Source organism: Mycobacterium sp. D16Q16 (assembly GCF_002013745.1).
Classification (GTDB): domain Bacteria; phylum Actinomycetota; class Actinomycetes; order Mycobacteriales; family Mycobacteriaceae; genus Mycobacterium.
Window position 1 is genome coordinate 171,689 of sequence record NZ_MAEY01000012.1, and the last position, 18,377, is coordinate 190,065.

The following is an 18,377-nucleotide window of genomic DNA, read 5'->3' on the forward strand; positions in this document are numbered from 1 at the left end:
GGGCCACTGACAGTCCGTCATAGGACCGGTAACAGCGGCCGAGGTCTCTACTCTTCGCGCCGGGCCAACACCGCCCAGATAGCGAAAAATCACTGACCGCCGACGCGGCCGTGCTCGATCAGCTCCCAGTGCGCGCCCGCACCCCGGGCCCACGTCTCGTAGGTGCCGTCGGCCCCGAACGTGGTCACCTTGTCGGCGACGCCGTCCTCGTCGATATCGGAGACTATGGAAAGCCCGGTCGACCCGTCCGACGGATGCAGCGCAACGGTGTCGCCAATGCCGTCGTGGTCGGTGTCGATGAGATCCGTGCCCAGGTCCACCAGCCCGCCGTCGCTGGGCAGGTACATGTGGTGATCGACATGCAGGTCGGGGCTCAGGGCATGCCCGGGTTCGGGCAACCCTTCTCCCAGCCCACCAAGGCCCTCATGGAAACCCTGGCCGAAACCATCGATCATGAGAACTTATTGTCGTCGCTTCGGCCGATCGCGTCCAGCCGTTCGGTGACTATCGTTAGCGCCTTATGCACCAACGGCAGGTCGCGATTACGCAGCGCCGTTGCCCGGGCGGTGTTCATGGCGGCTTCACGCAGCTCGGAGTCGATTTGCCCCACGCGGGCGGCCAGCTTGTCGTTCTCACGTTCGTCGATCTCGACCAGATCGGCATTGAGCCTGGTCTCTACCTCAAGTACCCGCGCGGCAACCCACTGCTCCAGATACGCGCGCAGCTCTCCCATGGTGTCTCCCAACCACCGGTCCAGCACCGTCCGGTCGTGCAAGAGCCCCCGCACTGCCACCAGCCATACCGCGATGCAGGCCCCGGCCACCAGCCCTACGGCTAAACCCGCCGGCGCCATGCCCGGGCGCGCGTAAGCCACCAACCGGGACACCGTCAACGCCGCACCCAGACCGAAGAACACTCCGAACAGCGCCATCATCCGGGTCTCCAGACGACGCGATCGCACCGAGGGATCAGCCACCTCGGGCGGCACCGGGCGATTCACGCTGGGGCGCGGCGCCACCCAGCGTTGCGTCACCTCGGCGGACACCTCGGCAAGGTGCTCTTCGGTGCCCTGCTCGACTTCCGCCACCACTTCACCCACTCGGCGCCGTACCCGCTCACCGAAGTCGGCCACATCGCGGCGCTTCAGTTCCGCGATGTCCTCCCGGAGTTCACCGCCCACCGAGCCGACCCGCTTGCGCGCGAAGTACAGCAGCGTCATGCGGGCCTGCGCGATGCGGTTGCGCAACGCCAGGGTCCGCTCGGACTTGCCCGAACGCGTGCGTCGCAGTACTGCCTGACGCTGATTGCGCAGCTCGTCGGCGCGGGCGCCCTCCCCCGCCTCCGGCGACACGTTGAGCATTCCTTGCAGACGAGTTACCCAGGCACGCAGCCTGTTTCGTTCATCCAGGGCAGGTTCTCCGCGAACCTTACGCACCGCGCTCACCAGTTCATCGAGCCCCGGTGCGGCACCGCGCGTCGAGACCCCCAGCCAGGTGACACCGCTGAACCGGGAATCGTGCTGGGCCAGGATCTCCCGATTGCGGTTCATCACCTCACGCCAGGACTGGTGCACGTCGATCTTGGAAACGACGGCGACAAGGGCGTCTGTGTTGGCCGCGGCCAACTGGATCAGGCCACAGTCCGACGGGGTCAACGGTGCGGTTCCGCTGCATACGAAAACCACCGCCGACGGCGCCTGCCCGTGGCGCAGGTCCTCCGGTTCGACGATCCGCACCCCCGAGGCGCGTGACGCCAGCTCGGCGGCCAGGGTGCTCGCACCGGCCAGCCAACTGCCGGTCACCATCACGGCGTCTTGCAGGTCCACACCGAGTGGACCGAGTGCGGGGTCTACCGCCAGCACCAGCTCGTCGACCCGCTTATCTGTGGAGGTCGTCACGCCCGGCCCCCGGCCAGCCGCCATAAGCGCAGCGATCCGCGCGCGATGTCCGTGCCCATCGCGGCGTAGGTGGCATTCACCGGGCCGGCGGCGAACCGCTGCCAGCGCTCGGCGCGGTAGCGGTGATCTTCTGGATGATCGCTCAGCTCCACGGCGATACCCGCTGCCGTGGCGGCGTCCACCGCACACCGCATCGCAGCCACCACCACGTCGTCACTGGTCAGGAAGGCATCGATAGGTATCGGCAGGACACCCGTCACACCAATCCTGCGGAGCTCGGCGAGCACAGTCCGCATCCGGCGATACCAACCCTGCGCGATGGCGGCGCGAATGGCCTTCACCACCGCATCGATACCCGACAGGTCGCACAGCAGCGAGGCCAGCCCCGGCGCCGCCAGGGTGGGAACCTGCCGAAGCGCCCCGATCGCGCACCCCATCGGATACAGGTCCAGCTCATGCAGTAACCGCTGCCGCATCCGCACCGGCACCTCGTGCGTACATGTCACGAACGCATCCACGGAGCTGGTGTCCGCGGGATTCTCGACCATCAGCTTGAGCGCCTCGACCATGGCCTGATCGATATCGGCCAAGGGGACGTGCGCGGACAACGGCAATGTCGGCACCCGCGTCTCGCCGCGGTACTGGGCGCAGCGCTCCACGGCTGCGCTCCAGGGACCGCGGGCGGCGCCGGGATCGGTCAGATCTGCCTTATTGAGTATCAGCACCTTGGGTGCGTTGGACGCCGACAACACCGCACGGTCCTCGGGCTTGAGCGCCTCTGCGAACACCACCACCTGGACGTCCATGGCGTCGGCGTCCGCGGAGTCAGCAGGATCCACGCCGGGGATGGGCACCTCTATGAGGGCATGTCCCGGTCCGTCCTCGGCAGGTAGCGTGCGCCCCAACGCACCGATCACGCTGGTGACGCCCACACCGGCACGGCCCCGGACGGTGACCCGAAGCGGGTCCCCCGCCCGCACCGCCAGATCGTGAATGCGCTGGCCGCCGTGCACCTGGCGAACCTCAGGACGCGTCGCGAACCGGTCGAGCGCTCCCCGGAAGACCTCAAACCCCCGCGTCATCCCTTTTCCAGACCCAATCTCATCGCTCGTACGGAAATGCTCACATTGTCACCTGATCCGGTGGAGGGTTCCACCCTGGTAGGCAACTGTTGAGTATCAATATGCGCAGGGATTATGGGATCTGCCGCCTATAGGTGACCATGGGAAGATGCGTTGTGACGGCCAGGAGCGGGGCTGTGCGGTGCCTGAAACAGCCACCGACGAGCTCCCGGGGACCGTCAGTGCCGGTTCCGCCGCCCATACGGACGGCTCCAACCACCACCCACGCCGAGTGTCCAGCTTCCGTTCACGCGGGTCATCGCTGTCCGACGGTCAGCAGAAGGCCTGGGACAAGTCGTGGCAGAGCTACGGCCGTGTCGCCCGGGAGACCGACGGCACCTGCCCGCCGCTGGACCCCACGGCATGGTTCGGTCGCACCGCGCCCTTGATTCTCGAAATCGGTTGCGGTACAGGGACATCCACCGCCGCCATGGCCCTGCAAGAACCCCAGTTCGACGTGCTGGCGGTCGAGGTCTACCGCAAGGGCCTGGCCCAGCTGCTTTCGGCGATCGATCGCGAAGGTATCGAGAACATCCGGCTGATCCGCGGGGATGCACTGGACGTGCTGGAGTACCTGCTGCCGTCGGGAACGCTGACCGCGGCACGAGTGTTCTTCCCGGATCCCTGGCCAAAGACCCGCCACCACAAACGCCGACTGCTGCAGCCGGGCACCGTGGCGCTGCTCTCGGACCGGCTCCGCCCGGGCGGCACCCTGCATGTGGCCACCGACCATGCGAATTACGCCGAACATATCGCCGAGGTCGGGGATAACGAATCCACGCTGCGGCGCCTTGAACTCGATGATCCCCGCATTCCGGTCTCCGTGAGCCGGCCCACCACTAAGTTCGAGGGGAAAGCGCACACGGTCGGCAGTGCGATCAACGACTTCGTCTGGGAGCGATTGTGAGCCTCGCCGAGGACCTGGAGCGCCCAGATACAGCGGATGAATCGGTTCACCGACGCAGGGTGCTGCGGGTGCTGCTGGTGTGGGACGCACCTAACCTCGATATGGGCCTGGGGGCCATCATTGGCGGCCGCCCGTCCGCCGAGAACCGGCCACGTTTCGACGCCCTGGGCCGTTGGCTGCTCGAACGCACTGCCGCGTATTCGGCAGATCATCCCCATTGCCTCGTCGAACCCGAGGCCACTGTGTTTACCAATATCGCGCCGGGGAACGCCGAAGTGGTGCGCCCGTGGGTCGAGGCGCTGCGCAATGTTGGGTTTGCGGTATTTGCCAAACCCAAGATCGACGAAGACAGTGACGTCGATGTCGACATGCTTGCTCATATCGAGCTGCGGTCCGAGGAAGGCCTGGCCGGGGTACTTGTGGCCTCGGCGGATGGTCAGGCTTTCCGCGAACCGATGGAGAAAATCGCCGGTGACGGGGTGCCCGTCAGTGTGCTGGGATTTCGCGAACATGCGAGTTGGGCGCTAACCTCGGATACTCTGGAGTTCGTCGATCTCGAGGACATACCCGGAGTTTTCCCCCGAGCCTTGCCGCGGGTGGGTCTCGATTCGCTCCCCGACGAAGGCGCCTGGTTGCAGCCATTCCGACCCTTGTCGGCATTGCTTACGACGAGGACGTGACGAGACATAAGGAACCGGCGCGTGAGAGACGCTAGTTAGGAGATTCTGTGTTCGCCTGGTGGGGCCGAATGGTGTACCGGTATCGGTTCATCGTCGTTGCCGCGTTTGTCACGATCTGCCTGGGTTCCGGGCTGTTCGGGATAACGCTCGGCGACCACGTGACGCAGAGCGGTTTCTTCGCCGACAACAGCGAGTCCGTAAAGGCCTCCGTGATGGCCGACGACGCGCTGGGACGTGACCGAACCACCCACGTCGTCGCCGTCATTGCGGCACCCGAGGGCAAGACCGTCGACGATCCTGACTTCCAGAAGAAGGTCACCGACCACTTCAACCAGCTTCAGAAGGACAATCCCAAAGAGGTCTACGGCTGGGCCGGCTGGTTACGCGCCCCCACCAGTACAGACCCCACCGTCAAGCGGATGGTGACCGACGACCGTAAGCACACCTTCGTCTCGGTCAGCCTCAACGGCGACGATGACGACACCATCCTCAACAACTACAAGGCGCTGTCGAATCCGGACAAGGACGACGACCCCGCGAAAAACAAGTTCCTGCTCAACGGCGTCGATATTCAGCTGGCCGGCCTGCAGCCTGTTGCCAGTGAGCTGACCGGAACCATCGGCAAGGACCAGCAGCGCATGGAGGTCCTGTCGCTGCCCGTCATGGCCGTCGTGTTGTTCTTCGTCTTCGGCGGTGTGATCGCCGCCGGACTGCCCCTGATGGTGGGCGGCCTGACCATCGCCGGCGCACTCGGCATCATGCGGCTGATCACGCTGTTCGCCCCAGTGCACTTCTTCGCTCAGCCGGTGGTCACGCTGATCGGCCTGGGTATCGCCATCGACTACTCGCTGTTCATCGTCAGCCGTTTCCGCGAGGAAATCGCCGAGGGCTACGACACCGAAACTGCGGTCCGCCGCACCGTCATCACCTCGGGCCGTACCGTCATGTTCTCGGCCACCCTGATCGCTGCGGCCCTGATGCCGATGCTGATCGTGCCGCAGCAGTTCCTGAGGTCGCTGACGTACGCCGGTATCGCCTCGGTGCTGCTCGCCGCGATTCTGGCGGTCACCGTGTTGCCTGCGTGTCTGGGTGTTCTCGGGCGGCATGTCGACGCCCTGAGCATCAAGCGGTTCAGCCGAACCAAGTCACGCGAGGAGCTGGAGAACGGCTTCTGGGGACGCACCGTCGTCTTCGTGATGCAACGGCCGCTGGTGTTCGCCGTGCCGATCGTCATCGTGATGCTGCTGCTGATCATCCCGCTGGGCAATCTCAAACTCGGCGGATTCAGCGAAAAGTACCTGCCGCCAACGAATTCCGTCCGCATGGCACAAGAGGACTTCGACACACTCTTCCCCGGCTTCCGTACCGAGACCATCACCATCGTCACCAAGGGCGCCACCGACTCACAGCTCAATCAGATCCGGGCCGATGCGATGAAAGTTCCGGGGTTCGTCGAGCCCGGTGGGGACAAGACCCAGATGTGGCAGCGCCGTCAGTCGGTCAAGACAGATGGCGACGCCAGCGTGAAGGTCATCCAGAATGCCCTGATCAACCGCGACACCGCCGGAGCCAAGGTCAAAGAGCTTCGGGCGATGTCCGTCCCCAAGGGCGTCACGATGTATATCGGCGGTACTCCCGCACTCGAGCAAGACTCGATCGACACCGTGTTCGACAAACTTCCGCTGGTGATCGTGATTCTGATCAGCGTCACCACGATCCTGATGTTCCTGGCGTTCGGCTCGCTGGTATTGCCCATCAAGGCGGCAGTCATGAGCGCCCTCGGCCTGGGTTCCACCATGGGCATCCTGACCTGGATATTCGTTGACGGTCACTTCTCCAAGTGGCTGAACTTCACCCCGACACCGCTCACCGCGCCTGTCATCGTGCTGATCATCGTCGTCATCTACGGCCTGTCCAGCGACTACGAAGTGTTCTTGATGTCCCGCATGATCGAGGCCCGGCACCAGGGGCTGTCGACTACCGAGGCCGTGCGTGTGGGTACCGCCAACACCGGGCGCATCATCACCGCAGCCGCGTTGATTCTGATCGTGGTGGCCGGCGGCTTCGCCTTCTCCGATCTGGTGATGATGAAGTACCTGGCCTTCGGTCTCATCGCCGCCTTGATCCTGGACGCCACCGTGGTCCGCATGCTGCTCATCCCGGCGGTCATGAAACTGCTTGGTGATGACTGCTGGTGGGCACCGGCCTGGATGAAGCGCATCCAGGTGAAGCTCGGCCTCGGCGAGGTCACCCTGGCTGACGAGCGCAAGCGTCCGACCGGCCGCGAGCAGGCCATCGCGGCGGCGAGTTCTCCTGTCGGGTCCAATGCACGCACCACAAAGCTGCAGATCGCCTCCGAGCGCACCCGGCTTCCCTCGACACCCACACCGCGCCAACATGATCCGTCGGCACCGGCGCGGCCCACTCCGACTCCTCCGGCTCCTCCAACCACCCCGGTCAGCCTGGCCGGTGATGCCGGCGGCGACGCACCCGCGACCACGCGGATGTCGGTGCCCGGTAAGAACGTTGCTCCTACCGACGCGCCCACCACGCGCGTACCCGGTGGCAACCCCACCGGCCCGGACGCTCCGACCACCCGCAGCGGCGTCGCCGGAACACACCGCCCGGACCGCCGCAATGCCGACAGAGAGATCGAGTCGTGGCTCGGCGAGCTGCGCGGTCCCAAGCAGCCCGGCTCCGGCCCGGCCGCCGAATCGGGAGATGCGACCACCGCGATACCCGTCGCCAAGCCTCCTCAGTCCACGTCGCAACCAGCACAGCCGAATCGTGCCAGCAGCACTCCGGCTGAGGACGCGACGACGGCGATGCCGATCGCCACTCCGGATGCCACGCGGCAGGGCCCACCCCGGGCTCCACGTCCTCCCCAGTCACCACAGCCCGCTCCCCCCGCCGCTGATGCCACGGAGGCATTACCGGCGCCCGGACAGGGTCGTGATCAGAAGCGCACCCCGCAGCAACAGCAGGAAGTCGACGAGGCCACTCGCCGTAGCCGCGGTGGCAGCGTCAGCGCCCAGGATCTGCTGCGTCGCGAGGGGCGCCGCATCTAACGCGATGCGGCTGCCACCGACAACGGCCGACTGAACACGGCTAGTTCTCGCCACGCGTTGCATATTCACGGGCATACAGCGTGCCACCGCCGAGAAGCAGCAGACCCGTGACGATGAACGCGGCGATCCGGGCGATGCCGTCGAGCGTGGCCAGGTCGAACAGGAAGAGTTTCGCAACGGCCATCGCCGCGAGCACGAATCCTGTTCTGGTGACCCAGCTCTGGTTCCGGTAACGCCGTAGACCGGCAAGCAGCAGCGCCACGGAGACCGCCATCCAGGACACCGTTGCCAGGCCATGGCCCAGCAGGAATCCGTCGTTATCACCGAGCAGCGCGGTACCGGAGAGCACAATCGCCGCAGTCCCCGAGTAGAGCATCGACACCCCGCCCAGCACACCACGCACGGGAGCGGACTGCGGGCTCGCCCAGCCAACCCGGTGCATGGCCGCCATCACCATGCCGACAGTGGCGGCGCTCAGTACGCTCGCCGTGATCAGCAGCGGACCGGCCGCGTGCACGGCGCTTGCCGAGTTGGTCAGTAGCTTCGGGGGCACATAGGCGACGTATGCCATACCCCCCAGTGCGCCGAACACCTGCCCGAGCACCAGCGAAATACGTTCCTTCAGTTGATATCCAATGGAAGAGAAGGACAGCGCAAGTGCCAGCAGCACCACTACGAGGAGGGCGTCCCGGCTGCCCTCGACCGACGCGTGCAGCAGCGCCAGCCCAGCCACCGCGGCCATGGTGATGCGCGCGTGCGGCGGAAGACCGCCCACCAGCAGCAGCACCAACCCCATCACTGCGGCGATCCCGACGGGTACCAGTACACCCAACGGCCAGACGGAGAAGAACAGGGCGCTGTAGAGACCCGGCATGCACGCCGTGGCAATCATCACCGACGAGGTGAGATCGCCGTCGCCGTCGTCGCCGGTCAGCAGCCATAGTGACCCCGCCAGGGTAATCAGCAGCGTCAGCACCGCCATGATGAGCAAGGCGTACGGCTGTCCCCCGCCCGCCGTGGCACGAATCGCCGCCAGCACTGTGAGGCTGACGCCCACGGTCCGGAATGCGTGCAGCACAGGCCAATTCCGGCCGACCTGCGCGGGCAGGCTCGCGATCAACAGCACCAGGGCGAAGGCCGCCAGTTCGACGGTAAACCCGCCGGTGAGGAACGGGGCCAGCAGCGTGATCGCACCGACCACACCCGCCGCGAAAGGCTGGGAATTCCACCGCCGCGCCAGCACCAGGCCGGCGCCGGCGATGGCCAGCCCGAGGACCAATCCCACCACCACCGGAATCTTGTCGTAGATCACTGTGAGCGCCAGCACGTCGAAGAAGGCGGCCGCGAATCCTGTTGCCGCAGTGGCAATACCACCGACTCGTCCGCCGGGCCTGGATTGCACCCCGACACCCAGACCAACCAGACCTGCGGCGAGGACGGCACCGGACGCCATGCGAGGGATCGGACCGAAGTACCCACTCTTGGCGGCCAGCACCAGGAGCATGACCACGCCGGCGAGAGTCACCACCGCGCCCGCGAAGGCCATCGCCTTGCTGGCGAATCCGTCACGCGTCCAGAACGGCTCGTGTGGCAGGGGCGTGGTCGGTGCCGGAACTTGAACGCGCGGTATAGGAGCTGCCACGGGAAGGTGCGCCGCGGGTACCGGGGCAGCCGGCGAGGCACCCTGAGCACGCCGGTAGTCATCCCAATACTGTTGCGCTTTAAGGTATTCAGCCTGTGTCCATTCGACCATCCGGCCCCGCAGTGCATCGATCTCGCCGCGCAGCGCGCGCTCTCGCCCGTCGAGTTCGTCCAGCGTCGCGGTCATCTGCTGCAACTGTGGATCTGTCATGCCCCTCAGCGTGGCGCCTTCCAGATCCGAGGTGAACACGTAAACCTACCGCCGCGCATAGGGGTTTCTCACGGCATTAGGTAGGCCTACTCACACCACCGCCCGCATCGTCTGGAGCCTCCGCCGCGACATGTCCCAGATACGCGGCATACAGGGTTCGGGAGGCAAAGGATTCCTGCTCGCCCCACGGCAGTTGCGGCCTCGTGACGAGTAGCGAGGCGACCCCATGCGTGGTGGCCCACAGTTGCAACGCCGGTTCGAGGGTGTTGCCCGGCGGGAACAGCTCCTCGTCGACAAGTTCTTGAACGACGCCCCGCAGATGCAGGAAGGCTGAGCTGTGGAGTATCTCGTCAGATTCGCCACCACGCCGTGGCGGTCTCGCGGTCGCGAATCGGTACATCAACGGGTTCTGTGCGGCGAAGCGCACATACGCCAGACCGAGTGTGTGCAGGCGTTCGAGCGCCGTGGAAATGTTGGACGTTGCGCGCTGCAGTGCCTCACCGAGCTGCTCGAAATACCTTGAGCACAATGCGTCCGCCAACTCATCGGTACTCGAAAAGTGCCGATAGAAGGACGGTGCCGTGATGCCCAGCGCGCGTGTCAATTCACGAGCCGACGGAGGGCGTGCCTCGCCGGACCTACCGATGAGATCCATCGCGGTATCGATGATCTGCTGCCGCAGTTGCCAACCCTGCCCCCGGGGCAGACGCTTTCTCGGTGCGGTTGCGTTTTCGTCATCCATGTATCACTCCAACCGCATGTACGGATCAGCGCGGGGGCTCGATGGGTAGCGTCGGCCCGCCTTGGGGTGTCGGGATGGTGAATCTTCCCTTGGGAGTGGGGTCCGTCGTCTTCCCGAGGTCGGCACCCGAGGGCGGGCCTGCGGTGTCGTCGCCCGCGGGGCGGGGAGCGTTCTTGGCGCCGCGGATCAGAACGGCCGGATCGTCGTCGGTGCAGTACGTATAGATAGGCGGTTCCGGGAAATCGGCCGACGAAGGCGGCACTCGGGGAGTCCCGTAGTCACAGGCGTACCGCGGGTACAGGTCGGCCGTGGCCCACACGCCGCCGTCGCGCATGGTGTCGGCGATCCCACCGAACACCGAACCCCGGTAATTGGGGAAGAACGCGTTGATGGCCGGGGTGCGCACGTACAACATCTGCGCTGTCGACGCCAGGTTGGCCAGGAGGGCGACCATGGTGTCGGAATTGTCGGCGAAGAGTCCGTCCACGGCGCCCAGAGTTTTGGGGGTTTGGCCGACCAGGGTGCGGTAGCCGTTTTGCATCTTGTCCACGCCGCGCAGGGTGCGGCCCAGAGCATCGGCGGTGGCTTTGATGCCGGCGTTCTTGTCGGCCGCCAGCGTCAGCACCACCCGGCTGGTCTTGAGGAGGCTGGTGGTCTCCGGCAGCACCGAGTCCAGGGTACTGAGCAAGAAGGTGCCGCCGTCGATGATCTCGGTGAGCTTGCGCGGCCCTTCCTTGCTCAGGCTCAGTTCCTTCTTGATGAGCTCAAGCTTTTTGGGATCCACCTGCGCCAGCAGACCGTCGGCGTCCGCCAGGAGGGTGGCCAGCGTCACGGGCACCGTAGCGCCCTCGGAGATCACGCTCCCGTCCTGCAGGAACGGGCCCTGCTGACCGGGCCCACCCTCGAAGTTGAGGTACTGCTCGCCGGCCGGCGACAAACCCGTCACGCGGACGTTCGCCGCGGTCGGGATCCTGTACTTGGATTGGATCTCCGCAGTCGCATTCACACCCTGTTGGGTGATCTCGAGCGACCGCACCGTCCCGATCTTTACGCCGCGCAGCGCCACATCCTGATTCGGCAACAACCCACCCGACTCCGGTAGCTGCACCATCACCCGATACGTGGATGCGAACGGGTTGACCCGCAACGCGCCTACGAACAGATAGACCACCGCCACGACCATGGTCAGCGCCAGGGCTACCCCCGATAACACCGCTTTCTGGCGATGGCCCGCACGCACAGCGCCGACCAGAGCATTTGCGAGTGCGTTGATCATCGCCCGGCCCCCGGAGCAGGCGGAACGGTCTCGATGACACCCGGTTCGGTAGGGCTGGGGCGCACCGGAACGTCTTGCCCGTACGCACCCTTGCCGACGACGCGTTCCTGCAGGCGCCACAGTGTGTACTTGACGGACCCCACCAGCTGCGCCCAGCTGTACCGCTTGGGACCGTGTGTCCCTATGTCGGCGTGAGAACCCGCATCCGGCATCGTGCCAAGAACCAACTGATCAAGTCCCGCGGTGAGCGAAAGCGAGTTTCCGGCAGTCGCTTTGATTGCGGTGGGCATGATCCTGTTGAAGGCGGCGAGGCTGGTATCGGGATCCAGCGCCACGTCGTTCCATGCCTTCGCGACGGTATTGGCGTCCTTGATGACGCTGCGGCCACTGGTGTCTGTACCGGCAATCGACGGGAACTTCTGCAGCTGTTTGGTGGTGTCACCCGCCATGACGAGGAGCTCGGACAGCTGCGCGGTGTTGGCAGCCAGCGTCTCGGTCGCCGGCCCCGCCGCCGTCACGATATCGGTAATAACCCGGTTCTTGGCGTCGATCCGGTCGGCCAGTTGCGAGGTCTGGGTGAGAGCCTCAGAAATCTCTGCCGAGCGTGAATTCAGCTTTCCCAGTAGCTGGTTGGAGTCGTTGATGAGATCGCCGAATGCCTGGCCCTGATCGCCGGTTGCCTTTCCGAAACCATTGACGATGTTGGTCAGGTTGCGCACCGCCCCCCCGTTGGAGGCCAGCGCGGCCGAGCTGAGCACCGATTCCACCGTGGCGGCGGCGGTCGTCGAATCCAGACCGATGGTGTCACCGTCTTTCAGGAGCGGACCATCCGAAATAGCCCCTGCGGGTGGACGGATCGAAACAAAAACATCACCGAGTGGTGTGGCGGAACGCAATTCGGCGGTGCTGCCCTTGGGCAGCCGGACACCATCCAGGATGCGCAGCGTGGTGATCGCCGTGTAGTTATTCACGTGCATCTCGTCGACCTGCCCCACGTCGGCGCCGGCAAGTTTTACCTTCGCACTGTCCGGCAGGTTGAGGACGTTGGCGAACAGAGCCGTGAGACGGTATCCACCACTGCCGATACCCGGCGCGGGCAGCGGCAGGTCACCCAAACCATTGGTGGAACACCCGCTCAGCACAGCGACGGCCGCGACCGCCGAGGCCGCCAGTACCTTGCGCGCCGCCATCACTTCTGCCCCATCGCCGCGAGTCCGTCCAGAATGTAGGTCAAACCGAAATCGGGGCCGTAGTCCTGCAGAGTTCCTGTGCCGCAGCCTAATTGACGCAGGCCCATCATGTTGCAGATTTCCTTGTCCATCTGGCTTTCGAATAGCAGCCGGTCGGTCATGAATCGGATACGTAACCGCTTGTTGTCCTGGTCCACGACGTTGTACATGTTGTCCCATGCCAACGGTTGGACGTCGATCCATTCGGAGATCTCACGCTGGTTGTCCACCACCGCCTTGAGCGCGGTATTGGAGTTGAGGATGGTTTCTTTGAGGCTGTCGCGGTTGGCCTCGACAATGTCTCCAGCTTGCTTGACCAGATCGTTGAACTTGTGCCCAGTGGATCCGGTTCCCAGCGCCTCATCATCGAGGATTTGGCTCAGTTGGCGCACAGTAGAAGCGAATTCACGTAACTTGCCGTCGTTGGCTGCCGCAGCGTCGAACAGCGAGCTGACGTTCTTGATGATGGTGGTCACCTGCTCGCGCGTGGCCACCCCACCTTCGGAACTCAAGCGCAGCGCCTTGGATAACTCCCCGAGCCCGGCCTTGATCTTCTCACCGTTGCCATCAGCGATCCCGGCAGCCGAGTTGACGATGTCGGCCACCGGTCCCTGGCCTTTGCCATCTCCCTTGAGGGACAACGAAAGCCGGTCCAGCATTCCCAGCACCCTGTCGAACTCCACCGGGGTTTTGGTGTGGTCCAATCCGATAGTGTCGCCATCCTTGAGAGCCGGCCCGCCGCGATAGGGCGGAGACAGCTCAACTTGACGGTCGGTCAGGATCGAGGTGGACAGCGTGACCGCCTGGACATCGGCAGGCACGGTCACCTCTTTGTCGACCGTGAACTGCACCTCGACGTAACCCGATTGCGGCGTGATCTTCGTAATCTTTCCCACCGGCATGCCGAGCACAGCAACAACATTGGACTCATACAGCCCCGAGGCATTGTCGAACTGCGCGGTCAGCGTGATGTGGTCCAGTTGCGACTTCACGAAATACGTGCCCGCGCCGATGACGGCCGCGGCCAACACAACTACTGTGCCTCCCACCGCGATCAGCCGTTTCCGCCCGGAACCCATTGTCGTCATTTGCAGTCCTTGAAATACGGGATCATTCCGAATTGCTTCGCGCGCCCGCTGATCGCACACATCCACGAATCCACCAGCAGGCCATTCGATAGGTTGATGTCGATGGCGTTGCCGGTGCCCGTCGAGTTGGCGATACCGCGGATCAAGACCGGCGCTATCGGGTAGAGGCTGCGCAGCAGATCGTCGTGCTTACCCAGCATGTCGGAAAGCCCATGCGCCGTCTTGAGCATGTCGTCGAGCTGCGGGCGGTCCTTGATCAGGATCTTGCTGAGCTGCTCGACAAGGTTGGTAAACGACTGCAGCATCGCGTGGAAGGTGGCGCGGCGGGCCACGAGTTCACCAAGCAAGTCTTGCCCCTGGTTGATCAGCGCGCCGACACCGGACTGCTGGCGGCGCAGGGTGTTGGTCACCTTTTCGGTGCTCCTGAGCAGAGTCCCCAACTGATCGCGCCGCTCGGCGATCACCGAGGACAGCGACTGGATGTTCTCCATGGCCTCTGGCACCACATTCGGCAGGCCCTGCAGCTGCTTGCCGAGGATGCCAAGTGACTGGGCAACCTTGTCGAAATCGACTTGGTCAAAGGTGTTCGTCGCCCCAGCCAGCGCGGCCTGCAGATCGTAGGGGACTTCCGTATGAGCTAGGTCAATTGTCTTGCCGGGCAAGGCTCCTGTGCCCTTGGGCTGCAGATCCAGGTATCGGGAACCCAGGATGGTGGTGACCCGGATCGAGGCTTTGGTGTCCTTGCCCAATGTGATGTCGTCTCGGACACTGAGCCCGGCCTCGACATGGTCTCCGACCAGCTTCATACCCGTGATGTTCCCGACGGGTATACCCGCCACCGTGATCGGCTGACCCGCACGCAACGAGGCAGCCTGGGCGAATTCCGCCGTGTAGGTGGTATAGCCCAAGCCCATGGCCTTGACCAGCAGCAAGCCACCTACCAGCGCACCGATTGCCGTGATAGCGATGAACCCTAGCCAGGTCTTGTTGTAAGTCTCGACCGGCCGACTCTTGATCCTCTGCCATCTGGATTGCTCAGCCATTGGCCATGCTCCGGCATCGTGGGGTGTGCTGGGCGACGTTTCCAGGCGTGGCGGCGTTGACGATGATCGGTATCACGTCGTTGAGACCAGGGAAGAAGCCGGTGAGGTTCAGATCGCACATGTAGACGTTGATAAACGCTCCCTCGGAATAGAAGCGAGACAACCCTTTCAGAGTGATCGGCAGGTTGGCCCCCAAGAACGCGTACTGCGGCTCAATACTCACCACGTGCTTACCGAAACCCGGCTGACGGGTGATGAGCTCGTCGAGCGAGGGGTAGACCTCATCGGTGATCTTTGACAGGCGCCTCATGGACTGCGCCATCGAGCCCACCGAGGACACCAACTCCGGCCGCTTGCGATCCAGATCCGACACCGTCTGCCGTGTCTGGGTGAGCATCTTGTCGAGGCTGTCGTTCTGCTGCGCGAGGTTGCCGGTGACGGTGTTCAGGCTAGTGATGGCATTACCCAACGCCTGGTCACGGCCTGCAAATGTCTTTGTCAGAGTTGATGTTTGACTGATCAGTGTGACAATCGAGGCGTTATCGCCCTGCAGTGACTGAATGACACCCTTGGTCAGGTTATCGGCCTGCTCGGGCGACAGCGTGCTGAACAGCGGCTCGTAGCCGTTGAGCAGCGTGGTCACATCAAAGGATGGGTCCGTCCGCTCCACCGGGATAGTCGACCCGCCCGGCAGCACATTGGTGTCGCCCGATTTGCCCAGCGCCAGACCGAGATAACGCTGTCCCACGATGTTCTGGTAGGTCACCGAGGCAACCGTGTTCCCGTACAACTTCTGGTCGTTCTGGACCACGAAGTCGACCTTGGCCTGGTCGTTGTTGACCAGCTCGATCTTCTGCACACGGCCCACCCGAACCCCTGCCATGCGCACGTCATCACCGTCGCGCAGTCCGTACACATCGGTGAATACCGCCGAATACGCTGTGGTGCTGCCTGATACGTCGCGTCGCAGCGTGGCGTACACCAACCAGCTGAGTGTCAGCGCCACGGTCATGAAGACCACAAGCCCGATCAGCGGACCACGAAATTTCATTGGGGTCCTTCCTTCACGAACGACACCGCGGTCCCGCGGGCCAGGGGGCCGAGCAGCAGTTGTGTGGCGGGAGTTTGCAGACCTCCGGTAATCACGCCGAGCTGATCCCGTTCATACTGGCTACCAACAGGACCGACATTCCCACCGAACGACGCGGGCACGATGGGCACGCCTCCACTGTCGTGTGCACCGGGAGCTACCGGCGCGGGCGGAATCGGTGGCGCCTGGGGTGGCGGAGGCGGCTCCAGGTCATCGGGATCCAGGGTGCCCGGAACGCGCGGCTCCGGAAGGGGATGCCAGGACGGCAGCGGCGGGTTCGGGTCCGTCAGGTTCGGACCGCCCGGCGGCACCACGTACGGCGGACCCACCGCCACCAGATTTCCGTTGGGGCCCACCACTGTTCCGCGCGGCGGCTGCAGATCCGGCGGCACCTTGTAATTCTGCGGAAGAAGCGTCTCGGGCAGATCCGGGCGCACCACCTGTTCTGGAGCGGTGAAACAGCTCGGCCCCTTCAGCTCGCCGTACCGCGGGCAGTCCACCCGCGTGTAGGTATAGCTCGGAGCCAGCGTCACCGAGATCGGCATATGTGGAATGTCTCGTTCCGCGACCCACATCTGCTCAAACCAGTTGCGGGACAGCTTGTTCATATTCCGGAAGATCGGGACAAACTTGTCGGCATTCGTGGCGAAGACGCCGATCGGAGGGGTAAGGCCGGTGGTGATGCCGATCAGCTGGTCGGTGTGGTTATCGAAGGCTTGCTTGGTGGTTCCCACCGTGGTCAGCCCCGCGTGGACCAGACTCGTAAGCTGCTCACGATTTTCGGCGAGAGTCTGCATCGGCCGCACTGCCTGATGTAGCGAGTCCAACAAATCGGGCGCCGTCTGCTTGAGACCCTCGGTGGCATTGAGAAGCGCCGAGATCGTCGAGGGGCCTGGGTCCGTGGCCACGACCTCGTTCAATTGAGCAATGAGCCGGTTGAGTTGAGCGCCCCCGGCCAGCAGTTTGACGCGGCGGCTGTCGGTAGCCGCGGCCACCGCCGCGAGGATTCCCACGGAATTGTCCTCGCGACCACGACCAGTGGCATTGAGGACATCACGCAACTTGCTCACGGTGGTCTGAAACAACACCGTGGGCAACTCTTGGTCTTCGGCGATATGGGCGCCGGCGCGGATGGGCGCACCGGGCCCGCGGTCAACAAGCTGCACCGAAGACACCGCGAACACATTGCCCGGCACCACACGGGCTGTCGCGGTCGCCGGGATTGCCCTGGCGTACTGCGGTTTAAGGTTGATATGTACGAAGTTCGGCTTGTTACCGGTGGCCGGGGTGACATCATCGACCTCGCCGACCAGTACGCCGTGGTACTTAACGTCCGACTTCTGCGGTAACCCGTCTCCGACATTTGTCAGGTCGGCGACCACGCGCATGTAGTCGTCAAGGCGGCCTGCGGACTTGAGCAGCATGGCCGCGGTGAGTATCACGATTGCGGCGAGCATCACACCGGCCATGGTGAGCAGCTGCCTATCGGATGGCCCCCGGCCGTCTACTTCGAAGGAGTTCGGCATCTAGCCACCCAACCTCGCGCCGGCGTCGACACTCCACAGCGCCATGGTGAGCAGCATGTTGACGACGATCACGATCGTGATGGCCGCACGCATCGCGTGCCCGGCAGCGATCCCTACACCCTCAGGACCGCCGCTTGCATAGAAGCCGTAGTAACACTGGATGGTTGAGGCCAACCAGACGAAGACGACCGTCTTGATGACGGAGTACACGACGTCGATACCGCTGACGCCGATACCGAAGTAGTGCAGGTACGAGCCCACCGAGCTCCCGCTGAGAATCTGCACCATCACCTGGCAGGACAGGTAGCTGACCGCCAGACACGCGACATACAGCGGGATCACCGCGATGATCGATGCCATGAGGCGCGTGGTCACCAGGAACGGAATCGGCCTAATGGCAACCGAATCCATCGCGTCGATCTCCTCCGCGATCCGCATCGAGCCGAGCTGTGCGGTGAACCGGCAACCCGCTTGCATCGCGAACGCCAACGACGCCATGATCGGTGCCAACTCTCGCGTGCTGGCCAGCGAGCTAATGATGCCGGTGGCCGGCCCCAGTCCCAGCAAGTCCAGGAAGTTGTACGACTCGATGGCCACCAGTGCGCCGGCAGTGATCCCGAGAACCAGCGCCACTCCGGCCGTGCCACCGCCCACTACCAATGAGCCATTGCCCCAGGCAATATCGGACAGGTGCCGCAAGAATTCCTTGCGATACTGCCGTAGCACCACCGGAACTCCGGCCACAGCCCTGAAGAAGAACGCGACCGTATGACCGAATCGGGCCATAGGCAGGCGAATCTTATTGTAAATAAGGACAAACGGACGGAGCCGTGGCGATAAGTAGCTGGATACCGTCAT

The 18,377-nt window shown here is 64.1% G+C and carries 15 protein-coding genes; 3 read left to right on the top strand and 12 right to left on the bottom strand.

From position 1 onward, the window contains the following. Window positions 1-89: 89 nt before the first annotated feature. From B4394_RS13120 to B4394_RS13130, 3 genes are read right to left on the bottom strand one after another with little or no spacing between them, the layout of a single operon-like run. Window positions 90-455 carry a DUF6802 family protein gene (locus B4394_RS13120; protein ID WP_078307102.1) on the bottom strand — a complete coding sequence of 122 codons (366 nt, stop codon included), beginning with the start codon at window positions 453-455 and terminating at the stop codon, window positions 90-92. After that, complete coding sequence (locus B4394_RS13125; RefSeq protein ID WP_078315278.1) at window positions 452-1,897, bottom strand: hypothetical protein; 1,446 nt, start codon at window positions 1,895-1,897, stop codon at window positions 452-454. Before B4394_RS13125 ends, B4394_RS13120 begins: the two co-directional genes overlap by 4 nt. Further along, window positions 1,894-2,979 (bottom strand): hypothetical protein, encoded by a 1,086-nt coding sequence (locus B4394_RS13130; RefSeq protein ID WP_078307101.1) that lies wholly within the window; start codon window positions 2,977-2,979, stop codon window positions 1,894-1,896. The genes B4394_RS13125 and B4394_RS13130 overlap by 4 nt, the downstream gene beginning before the upstream one ends. A gap of 130 nt (window positions 2,980-3,109) precedes the next feature. Here B4394_RS13130 and trmB point away from each other — a divergent pair, with 130 nt between their 5' ends. The 3 genes from trmB to mmpL3 are packed head-to-tail and all read left to right on the top strand — an operon-like array spanning window position 3,110 to window position 7,673. After that, window positions 3,110-3,925, top strand: a complete 816-nt coding sequence (gene trmB, locus B4394_RS13135) for a tRNA (guanosine(46)-N7)-methyltransferase TrmB (RefSeq protein ID WP_286142060.1) — start codon at window positions 3,110-3,112, stop codon at window positions 3,923-3,925. Window positions 3,926-3,939: 14 nt separating this feature from the next. Then, window positions 3,940-4,605 carry an NYN domain-containing protein gene (locus B4394_RS13140; RefSeq protein WP_286142061.1) on the top strand — a complete coding sequence of 222 codons (666 nt, stop codon included), beginning with the start codon at window positions 3,940-3,942 and terminating at the stop codon, window positions 4,603-4,605. 47 nt (window positions 4,606-4,652) lie between these two features. Continuing rightward, window positions 4,653-7,673, top strand: coding sequence for a trehalose monomycolate exporter MmpL3 (mmpL3, locus tag B4394_RS13145; protein WP_078307100.1), 3,021 nt, complete (start codon window positions 4,653-4,655; stop codon window positions 7,671-7,673). A 40-nt stretch (window positions 7,674-7,713) separates the two neighbouring features. Here mmpL3 and B4394_RS13150 read toward each other — a convergent pair whose 3' ends face one another. The 9 genes from B4394_RS13150 to B4394_RS13190 form a co-directional block, all read right to left on the bottom strand. Beyond that, window positions 7,714-9,525, bottom strand: coding sequence for a DUF2339 domain-containing protein (locus tag B4394_RS13150; protein ID WP_502688524.1), 1,812 nt, complete (start codon window positions 9,523-9,525; stop codon window positions 7,714-7,716). Between the two features lie 76 nt (window positions 9,526-9,601). Beyond that, window positions 9,602-10,267: a TetR/AcrR family transcriptional regulator gene (locus tag B4394_RS13155; protein ID WP_078307095.1), complete on the bottom strand. Its 666-nt coding sequence runs from the start codon at window positions 10,265-10,267 to the stop codon at window positions 9,602-9,604. Between the two features lie 25 nt (window positions 10,268-10,292). Continuing rightward, on the bottom strand, window positions 10,293-11,543 hold the full coding sequence (locus B4394_RS13160; RefSeq protein ID WP_078315260.1) for an MlaD family protein: 1,251 nt from the start codon (window positions 11,541-11,543) through the stop codon (window positions 10,293-10,295). After that, on the bottom strand, window positions 11,540-12,733 hold the full coding sequence (locus B4394_RS13165; protein WP_078315261.1) for an MlaD family protein: 1,194 nt from the start codon (window positions 12,731-12,733) through the stop codon (window positions 11,540-11,542). The genes B4394_RS13160 and B4394_RS13165 overlap by 4 nt, the downstream gene beginning before the upstream one ends. Next, on the bottom strand, window positions 12,733-13,860 hold the full coding sequence (locus tag B4394_RS13170; RefSeq protein WP_078307087.1) for an MlaD family protein: 1,128 nt from the start codon (window positions 13,858-13,860) through the stop codon (window positions 12,733-12,735). The genes B4394_RS13165 and B4394_RS13170 overlap by 1 nt, the downstream gene beginning before the upstream one ends. Next, window positions 13,857-14,903: an MlaD family protein gene (locus B4394_RS13175; RefSeq protein ID WP_078307083.1), complete on the bottom strand. Its 1,047-nt coding sequence runs from the start codon at window positions 14,901-14,903 to the stop codon at window positions 13,857-13,859. The genes B4394_RS13170 and B4394_RS13175 overlap by 4 nt, the downstream gene beginning before the upstream one ends. Then, window positions 14,896-15,954 carry an MlaD family protein gene (locus tag B4394_RS13180; RefSeq protein WP_078315262.1) on the bottom strand — a complete coding sequence of 353 codons (1,059 nt, stop codon included), beginning with the start codon at window positions 15,952-15,954 and terminating at the stop codon, window positions 14,896-14,898. The genes B4394_RS13175 and B4394_RS13180 overlap by 8 nt, the downstream gene beginning before the upstream one ends. Further along, window positions 15,951-17,519 carry an MlaD family protein gene (locus B4394_RS13185; protein ID WP_078315263.1) on the bottom strand — a complete coding sequence of 523 codons (1,569 nt, stop codon included), beginning with the start codon at window positions 17,517-17,519 and terminating at the stop codon, window positions 15,951-15,953. The genes B4394_RS13180 and B4394_RS13185 overlap by 4 nt, the downstream gene beginning before the upstream one ends. Further along, a complete protein-coding gene (locus B4394_RS13190; RefSeq protein WP_078307076.1) occupies window positions 17,520-18,377 on the bottom strand; it encodes an MlaE family ABC transporter permease in 858 nt (285 codons plus the stop codon).